We start from the raw sequence: 8878 nt of genomic DNA, 5'->3' as shown, positions 1-8878 counted from the left end.
GGTCAGAAGTTTACTCGTGTCAATCGTCCGCAGACCAACGGTAAAGCTGAGCGGGTTATCCGCACACTGATGGATATGTGGCACAGCAAGATTCACTTTAAAGACTGCGCCGATCGACGCATTCAGCTTCTCCGTTTCATTAACTTCTACAATACCGTTAAGCCTCATAAGAGTTTGAATAATGCAACCCCTTATGAAATACTCAACGCTTATTTCAATCAACTTCTCTGTAAACAACTCTGAGATTTCTTACAGATTTCGTTCTTGTCGAGGATACTTACCTGCCGGAACAGGACAAGCGCTGGGTAGTCGTCTCGCCGCCTGGCTCCGCGGGAACCACTTTATTGCTCGCCAGGGCATCCAAGCCGGAGCAATTGCCGTTCATCGGGAATCAAGCGGGCGGACGAGTCTTCCTGTTCCTTAATACCGACGATTTCTGGAGGGACTACTATCGCATGATCGCCAGAGGCATCACGTTCATCAGGCCACCCAAGGAAGAGGGCTATGGGGTGGTCGCGGTGTTCGAGGATCTTTACGGGAATCTTTGGGATCTGATTCAATTGAAGAAAGAACACTCCATCGCGAAACGATCAGGTAAGTCGAATCGGTCCAGGATATAAACATATTGAGGCCATTAGCCTAATTCCGAGCGATTGTTTCTTTGCGTTTAAGGCTTTTCGTAATGATTAATTCGTCATCGGATAGATTTGTTATAGTGGGGAGCATTATGGCAATTGCTAATCCATTATTGGTTTGCAAATGCTCAACTGGAGTTTTATTCCCAAGTCTGTAGACAATTTCTTCAGAAGCTGGCGGCTAATGATGTAGTAATAAACGTATTGGCGTCACTTGCGAAACCATCTTTTGCAATGAAAATATCGCCTTTACTCCGCAACGTTCTTGCTTCAATTCTCCACAGTAAATTGCTGGTGATGTTGTAATCAAAATTGGCGGAGACACCCCATGTCTTAAACCCGTTGGAAGTATCTGAAGCGATGATCACACCGTGTTTGTCATCGTAATATTCCGCCCTGATTGCAACAGCAGTTTTTATTGTGGGTGTATATCTCAAAATCATTGTAGGATTGAACCAAGTATTCATATTTGAGGAGTCTTTGGTCCTTTGCTCGATGCCAATATCAAAACCGATAGTGGTGGAGAGCGTATCATTCAATTTAAAAATAGCGTAGAAATTATGAAAATAGCGCATTTGCCTCGCACTGTCAGTCTTGTCACTGCCGAGAAAAGTGCTGCTATTCAAGGTTACTCTTGGAGAAGGCTTATAAGTAATCTGGGTCCCGAATGCAGGAATAGTATTTCCATCCACTGGTTTGATGTGCTGCCAACCATTCAGAACTAGTGCACTTAAAAACCATTTGTCATTGTCAGAGGTGTAACTGATTTTGGCACCGGATTCAAAATATGGCGTGTTCTCAGCTACCAAGCTTCGAGTTAAAGTCCAATTGTCTTTTCCCACCGCACTTTCAAAGCCGATATGCGAAGGGAAGACACCGACATCCAGCCACAGGTTATTTCCTCCAGGTAACTTTATTCCAGCATTGCCTTCGTAGAGATTTCCTAATATACCGGGCTCAGCCGCATAATTGGCATTCATGTAAGTACCTACTGCCAAAGCAAGATTGGCCCTGATGCTGTCGGTTGTGTATGACCCCTTTATAGAAGCCAAATTTACCGAAACTTCGTTATTTTTGTTGAAGCTATAGATAAACGAAGGCTTGGTGTTATCTATTAGATTATTGAAATCGTAGCTATAATAAGTTTCAGCATAGGCTCCAAAGGTTAATGGAGAAGAGGGGGCATTAATTATAATTTTGTTGCTATCTTGCGGGAAAGCACTTGCGCTTGTCAGCAGACAAGCAACCAACACAATACTTTTCATCTCTATCTTCTAAGCTTCCATCGAATATTCCTTTGGAGGCTAATTAGTTATTCAAGTAATTGAATATAGAGTGAAAAATATAAAAATGCTGTAAATAGATAACGTGTAACTATAAAAAATCCGTAAAATTTGTCGCGGATTTTATATACGCCCAGTGCGTTGGATGGACACTTCGATTGAAGGAATGGTCGCGGCTTTTGCTACTTCAAAATTTCTGAGGTCTAAATGTTAGCAGCGGAAATGTAGAAAGGAAGCAATACCGCTATATAAATGGCGGAGTAAAAAGAATCATTGATCTGATTTTTCCTAGATCAACAATAAATAGATATGTAATCCGAAAATAGAAGGTTCTTTTTTTATTGTATTTTATCGAGCCAGGGACGAAAAAATCGTCAGTCGCCATCTGGAGTTCCTTTAATTTTCTTCAGGCTTTAATGCCGATATTATATCTTCAGGGGTTTAAAAGGTTGGATTATTGCCTAAAACACAGTATTCATGTGAGTCTGAGACATTTCTCAGAACCGACTATTTATATACGAATTCTTTGCAGGCAGTAGCTAGTAATTTACAACGTTTTTATGCTGTCTCTTCTAACATTTGTTTTGTGTTTTCGTGAAATTGTTAGAGAAGGAGTAATAGCATGAAACGCATCACAATCGTAATAGGTGCATCGGATATGCCGGCAATACGTAAAATGGTTTTTATCGCGGGTGCAAATAAATTGGTAATTGCTCAGGTGCCACATTGCACATGTATCGCTGAACTCGGTGACTGGTACTGTGGGACTCGCATTGCCCAGCGTGAAGATCATATGCGATTGGAAGTTACGTCCGATGACACTCGATATGACGAAGTATTGTCCGCTATTCTTTCCACCGCGCATGCAGCGAAGATCGAGAGTATCTCTTCGGGCGTGAACAGGAGAGGCAGCAAGGATTCTTATTTACATTACTGCCCAATATGTGGAACAGAGCACCAAGTCAATCATATCCGCCACATCATGGCTCACGGAAGACCCATAACCTGCGGTGTTACTTGTGAGACACAGAGAAGAAAAAAATGGAAACAGTATGGAAACATTATTAAGAAAATAACCTTAGTACAATATCGGCAAGTATGTCGGGCAATTCCACCGAAGCGGTCCGTGGAATCCGCGAATCAACTTTCTCCGAGTTTCTTAAAGTAGTAATAAGCAGATGACGCCTAAAGGTAGCAGAACATTGATCATTCAAGGCTTGGGAGGGTTGCGCTGCCATGCCTTGCCCAGTCCGGCCAGGCGGGTGCGCAAGCTTTTCTGGTCATCAGCCAGTGTGTCCATTACACTCGAGAGCTGCTTTGACTTGAGAATGGCCAACAACATAAGTAGTGCCGTAATCAGCGTGGTGACTAAGAAATAAGTCAGGCGAGTGGAGATGGGTGCGTCGGCCTCAGCAATGAGATTCATGCCGAGCAGGCCAGTAGCCACTGTCCCGATCATGCTGAACGTGGTCACCACGGTGAGGCGGACGATTGTGGTGGATTGCTGGCGCTGCGTGTTGCTGTCGAGATACTGGCTCATGTCCCGCAGATCTTCTTTCACCTCCTGGTACAGGGAATCATTGCTCAGATGTTTGCTGCACAAGCGGTAGAGCGACTGTACGTGGGATCTTTCGGAAAGCTCGTGATACCAGTAACGATGGGTGAAGCGCAAGAAAGCTTCGAAACCGGCGTAAATCCTGCGCCGGAAACGATTTATAGATTGCGGTTCGCGAATATCCAGGTCATGCACCGCATCTGCTATGCGGTTGGAAAATACCAATAGCGAAGCACGATGGAAATGTGTAATCAAAAACAACAAAACATACTGGTGACGGAACTGGGCCAGGATGCCACGTGCCTTATCATGGAAATAATCGTCATGCGCATCTCCAACGACCAGGAAGGCGCGACCGGTGCAGAGGAAACGTGTGTTGGGGCCTGTCTCGGTGTCGGTCCAAAAGCGGTCATAGCAGTAGCGTGACTCGAACTCGGCCACGTCTGGATCATACGTTGGCAACGCCTCATCGGGAGGAAGGGTGGCGACCAGGCCGAGGTGCAACCAGTTTTCCCGATCTATGCCGCGCGGATTGTCCACTGCCAGGAAGGCCATCAATGGCATTCGGTGGTATTCGATCTGGCGGTAGCGCAGGATGCCGGTTTCCTTCGATGGATCCAGCACCAAGGGGCGCAGGAGAAAATCCCAGTGTTCTGAAATACCTGGTGAACGACGCTCTCGGGTGTAGGAGAGAAATTTTTTGTGGTTATCTGAATCTGACACGGCGAGAACTGCACCATCTGCTGACAGCCACTCAGCTCGGTGGACATTATGCTTGCCATGGCCGTTTTCATCCCAGCCTGTAGGGTAGGCGCGGCCAAAACGGTACAGCAAGTCGCATACCCAGGTGAACGGTAGATCGGTGGCGGATAATTCCACCTTGAGAAAAGCTACGCTGATGTCATCGAAAAACCAGAGTTCGATATGCTCTACATTCAGCGTGATGGGTTCTTCGCCCTCGCGCAGAATCAGTCGCAAGGCGGAAACCCCACATCTTCGGAATATTTTGATTGCCGAACCGCCGGGTAGATCGGACGCATTATCGGACATACGACTGCGGGTTTCGCCATAGATAAAGCGCTGAACATAGGGCAAGAAGGTAACGAATTCCTTGTAGTGCCGTTCATCAAAATCAAGCCCATCCGCTTGAAATCTGTCCTCCAGCCTGCGCCATGGGTTGTCTTTGCCGCCCTGTGCCAACAATTCCCAGTGAGGTTGTGCGTTTCTGGCACCCGCAAGCGGCATCATTTGCACCGGCCAGAAAAGCACCTCGCGAAAATTACGGACAGTATGATCTGAAGTGGTATTGGTCATCATGGATCTAGTTTATAAAAAGTTGAGAAAATCTAACTCGAGTATCATCGCGGGAGAATCGATGGGACTTTCAAACCATTATTGATTGGGGCTCTATAGTTAATAATAGGCAATTGAATTAAGCTGAAAATGGTTCGGAGACTATTGTCTTATACTAACCGATAACCTACCCCGAGTTCAGTAAGCAGAAATTCAGGTTGAGCCGGATTATGCTCTAATTTTTGTCGCAAGTGCCCCATATAGACACGTAGATAATGTGAGCGTTCTGAGTAATTTGGCCCCCACACCGCGAGCATGAGCTGGTTATGTGTCACTACACGTCCACGCACATTGATGAGAGAAAGTAGTAATCGGTATTCAATCGGTGTGAGATGGACATCAACACCGGAACGGGTTACTGCATGAGCTGCAAGGTCAACAATTACGTCGCCAAAGTGCACTATAGGATCACCCTGATTTTCATTCGATTGACGTCGTCGTAAATGGGCTCGGATTCGTGCGATTAGTTCCGGCATGCCGAAAGGTTTGGTCAAATAATCATCAGCTCCTATGTCAAGAGCGGCAACTTTTTCCTCTTCGCGATCGCGGGCAGACAACACGACAATAGGCATTTCCGACCAACCACGAATTTGCCGAATGACTTCTTTTCCTTCGAGATCAGGTAAACCAAGATCAACAATGACAAGATCAGGTTGCCTAGTGGAGGCTTCAATTAAACCCCGCGTACCGCTATCCGCTTCGATGACATCAAAATTTTCTGCTTCCAGAGCTATACGTACGAACCGACGAATCTGATTTTCATCTTCGATAATCAAAATGCGAGGCGCTTTCACAGAAGTTCTTCCGGCATTGGAGCAATACCCAATGGTAGTTTTATCGTGAAACGGGCTCCACTATCGATGCAATTTTCTGCGAAAATTTTTCCGTCGTGAGCTTCTATGATCGCTTTACAGAGCGCCAGCCCCAGACCAACACCCGGCTTGTTCGATTCGGTTTCCCCGCGCGTGAATTTATCGAATAGCCTGGTTTCTTGGCCGCGAGGCAAGCCAGGCCCGTTATCTTCGATCACAATAGCCATTTCATTATTTTCAGCAGCCGCAGAAATTGTGATTATGCTGCCAGCGGATGTAAACTTGGCGGCGTTGCTCAATAAATTGACAATGACTCGTTGGATTAAAATCGGATCACACTCACATAGGGGCAAGTTGGGAGGAATTGAGATAACCAGTTTATGTGTGGCAAGCACGCGATGCAGTTGCATGCATGCGCTGCCGACGATTTCCTCTATCGACTGCCAATCCTTTTTCAGCTTCACGCCACCAGTTTGTAATCGTGCCATATCGAGCAGATTGGTGACCAGATCAGACATTTGCTGTGCTTCGTTCTGGATAGCAATGGCAAGTTCCTTTTGGGAGTTTTCTGGTAAATTGCTATCGGTAAGTGTACTGGCCAATCCTACCAAAGCAGTCAGTGGAGTACGCAAATCATGTGAGATCGCTGAAAGCAGTGAATTACGCAGCCGTTCTCCTTCCATTAAAACTAAGGCATCCTGCGCGACCTCGACATAGTGAACTCGTTCCAAGGCCAATGCAATTTGTGCTGCGAAGGTATCAAGTAAGCGCTTTTCCTCCGGTTCATCTAGGAAAAGTAAATTTTTTGCTTCCAAAACGAGTACTCCGCGAGTACGCATTGGGGCTTTCAAGGGCAAGTAGTGAGAAACAGCTGCAGACAGCGTCTGTGTACCAAAGCCAGCGGGCAATTGGTGATCGTAGACCCATTGCGCAACAGCAGTATCAGCTATCGGTTGAGAAGATGAGGTACCAGCTACTTTGATTTTTTCTTGGCTACTGGGAAGAAATACCGCCACTGATGAATTAAATGTTCCGCTTACATGCCGATTTGCAATCTCGACTACTTGCTCAACGGTTAATGCACCGGACAACTCTTTGGAAAGAGCTGCTAATGCTTGCGCACGTCGTTCGCGTATATTGGCAGTGGTTGCTTCAAATCGCAGTTTTGCCGCAAGCTGTCCGATGATGAGAGCGATCAATAGCATCAGGGTGAAAGTGAAAAAATACTGCACATCGGAAACAACAAATGAGAATCGCGGAGGTACAAAGAAAAAATCGAACAATAAGACTGACAATGCTGCTGCCCATGCACCAGCCCCTCGACCGAATCTGATTGAAACACCCACAACCGTCAACAAGAGCAACATGACAACATTTGATAAGTCAAATATGCGCAACAATCCTGCAGCCAATATAGTCGTTACTCCGCAAGCGGCTGTGGCCCAAGCATAGTTCCACCATTTCATTGTGCCCATGTTAATTACCCGGCTCCTAATCTGAGAGGGTTTATCGTTACCTACGACATAGATATCAATATCAGGGGAGAATCGAGCAAGTGTATCGATAAAACGCGGATGCCATTGTTGATACCACGGCAGATCTGTAGGATGGCCGACGACAAGTTTATTGGCATTTCGGCTTTGTGAATAAGCAATCAATGTGGCAATTAAATCACTGCCAGCGAGCGTAGCTGTTTCTGCACCGAGTTCTTCAGCGAGCTTGAGGTGATCAAGAATGCGTTGCCGATCAGCCTTAGATAAACGTTGAAGTGCTGGTGTTTCAACATATACTGCTAGCCAGTCGGCTTTCAGTTCATTCGCCAAGCGAGCGGCGCTGCGCACCAGTTTGTCACCAATCGAGCCGGGCCCGATACAGGCAATAATACGTTCACGTGCCTGCCAAACATTAGCGATTGCATGATCGGCACGATAGGCGCGCATCTGTAAATCAACACGATCAGCCGTGCGCCTCAAAGCGAGTTCGCGCAATGCAATCAGATTGCCTTTACGAAAGAAATTTTTGGCCGCATGCTCAACTTGCTCAGGTATATAAACTTTGCCTTCTTTGAGCCGTTCCAATAATTCGTCCGGTGGCAGATCAACTAATGTCACCTCATCGGCGCTATCAAAAAAGCGATCTGGAATTGTTTCCCAGATGCGGATGCCGGTAATACCGCCAACCACATCATTCAAACTCTCAAGGTGTTGAACGTTCAGTGTGGTATAAACATTGATTCCATTCACTAATAGCTCATCAACATCCTGCCAGCGTTTCACATGCCTTGAGCCCTCGATGTTAGTGTGTGCCAGTTCATCGACGATGATTAACTGCGGCGTCCGTTGTAATGCAGTATCAATATCTAACTCGGCAAGTGATTTTCCCCGGTAATTAATTTTGCGTAATGGCAATACTTCCGGGAATTTTTCCAAAAGCTTAATGGTTTCACTTCGCCCATGAGTCTCAACCACTCCGATAACAACATCGATTCCCTCAGCTATCCGTTGCTGCGCAGCATTGAGCATAGCGTATGTTTTACCCACTCCGGCACAAGCACCGATGAAGATTTTTAATTTACCTCGCTGTGCAGCAATTTCTTCTCTTTTTATTTCCGCTAGCAATTGATCGGGATCAGGGCGCTCTTCATTCATTATTTTTCCAATGCATCCAGGGCTAAGTTAAGGCGTAGGACATTGACACGCGAATCGCCCAATAGACCCCACTGTGGCGTTTCAATCGATCGATCAACCAGTGATTTGACTATCGCCGTATCGGTGTTGCGAGCTGCTGCAACGCGTTCGACTTGGTAATACGCTGCAGCGGGTGAAATATGGGAATCCAGGCCACTTGCTGACGCAGTCACGAGATCGGTCGGGATTTTTTCCTCTTTTTCTGGGTGATTTGCACGCAGATTTTTAATACGCTCATTGACCGCCTCTATCAATGCCGGATTGGTTGGCCCCAGATTTGAACCACCTGAATTTGACGCGTTGTATGGCATGGGAGAAGTTGCAGAAGGCCGACTCCAAAAGTAAGTAGACCCAGAAAAGCTTTGCCCAATAAGAGTGGAACCGATAATTTCATCACCTCGCTTAAGCAAACTGCCAGCGGCTTGCTCGGGGAAAGCGATTTGCGCAATACCGGTAACTGCAAGTGGATAGAGTAAGCCAGTGACGAGTGATATTAAAATAAATAGCGTAATGGCTGGGCGAATCAGATTTTTCATCATAACTCCTGATTTGT

Annotated in this window: 8 protein-coding genes; 3 read left to right on the top strand and 5 right to left on the bottom strand. The window is 46.2% G+C overall.

Going from position 1 to position 8878, the window contains the following annotated elements:
* Both DU481_RS09990 and DU481_RS09985 read left to right on the top strand, forming a co-directional pair.
* Nucleotides 1–243: integrase core domain-containing protein (locus DU481_RS09990; protein WP_350134162.1), on the top strand; the 243-nt coding region annotated here is incomplete at its 5' end.
* The gene (locus DU481_RS09985) at nucleotides 240–620 is read left to right on the top strand and encodes a VOC family protein (protein WP_502889940.1); all 381 of its coding nucleotides are present in this window, start codon (nucleotides 240–242) and stop codon (nucleotides 618–620) included. The genes DU481_RS09990 and DU481_RS09985, both read left to right, overlap by 4 nt.
* A 182-nt stretch (nucleotides 621–802) precedes the next feature.
* On the opposite strand, the gene DU481_RS09980 is transcribed toward DU481_RS09985, so the two are convergent.
* A complete protein-coding gene (locus tag DU481_RS09980) occupies nucleotides 803–1900 on the bottom strand; it encodes a porin (protein WP_350134160.1) in 1098 nt (365 codons plus the stop codon).
* Nucleotides 1901–2540: 640 nt separating this feature from the next.
* Here DU481_RS09980 and DU481_RS09975 point away from each other — a divergent pair.
* Complete coding sequence (locus DU481_RS09975; RefSeq protein WP_350134158.1) at nucleotides 2541–3086, top strand: hypothetical protein; 546 nt, start codon at nucleotides 2541–2543, stop codon at nucleotides 3084–3086.
* 42 nt (nucleotides 3087–3128) lie between these two features.
* Here the strand turns inward: DU481_RS09975 and DU481_RS09970 are convergent, their stop codons facing one another.
* From DU481_RS09970 to kdpC, 4 genes are all read right to left on the bottom strand, one after another.
* Nucleotides 3129–4790, bottom strand: a complete 1662-nt coding sequence (locus DU481_RS09970; protein WP_350134156.1) for a hypothetical protein — start codon at nucleotides 4788–4790, stop codon at nucleotides 3129–3131.
* 146 nt (nucleotides 4791–4936) lie between these two features.
* Complete coding sequence (locus tag DU481_RS09965; protein ID WP_090321557.1) at nucleotides 4937–5620, bottom strand: response regulator; 684 nt, start codon at nucleotides 5618–5620, stop codon at nucleotides 4937–4939.
* Nucleotides 5617–8286 carry a DUF4118 domain-containing protein gene (locus DU481_RS09960; protein WP_350134154.1) on the bottom strand — a complete coding sequence of 890 codons (2670 nt, stop codon included), beginning with the start codon at nucleotides 8284–8286 and terminating at the stop codon, nucleotides 5617–5619. Before DU481_RS09960 ends, DU481_RS09965 begins: the two co-directional genes overlap by 4 nt.
* A complete protein-coding gene (gene kdpC / locus DU481_RS09955) occupies nucleotides 8286–8861 on the bottom strand; it encodes a potassium-transporting ATPase subunit KdpC (RefSeq protein WP_350134164.1) in 576 nt (191 codons plus the stop codon). The genes DU481_RS09960 and kdpC overlap by 1 nt, the downstream gene beginning before the upstream one ends.
* Between the last annotated feature and the right edge of the window lie 17 nt (nucleotides 8862–8878).

The organism is Nitrosomonas sp. (assembly GCF_040240425.1).
GTDB lineage: Bacteria > Pseudomonadota > Gammaproteobacteria > Burkholderiales > Nitrosomonadaceae > Nitrosomonas.
This window is presented reverse-complemented; position numbering and strand designations above follow the sequence as displayed.

What these genes read in the sequence shown, in the direction of transcription:
- kdpC (WP_350134164.1), bottom strand. Translation starts at nt 8,861, where the DNA reads ATGAAAAATCTGATTCGCCCAGCCATTACGCTATTTATTTTAATATCA.
- DU481_RS09960 (WP_350134154.1), bottom strand. Translation starts at nt 8,286, where the DNA reads ATGAATGAAGAGCGCCCTGATCCCGATCAATTGCTAGCGGAAATAAAA.
- DU481_RS09970 (WP_350134156.1), bottom strand. Translation starts at nt 4,790, where the DNA reads ATGATGACCAATACCACTTCAGATCATACTGTCCGTAATTTTCGCGAG.
- DU481_RS09975 (WP_350134158.1), top strand. Translation starts at nt 2,541, where the DNA reads ATGAAACGCATCACAATCGTAATAGGTGCATCGGATATGCCGGCAATA.
- DU481_RS09980 (WP_350134160.1), bottom strand. Translation starts at nt 1,900, where the DNA reads ATGAAAAGTATTGTGTTGGTTGCTTGTCTGCTGACAAGCGCAAGTGCT.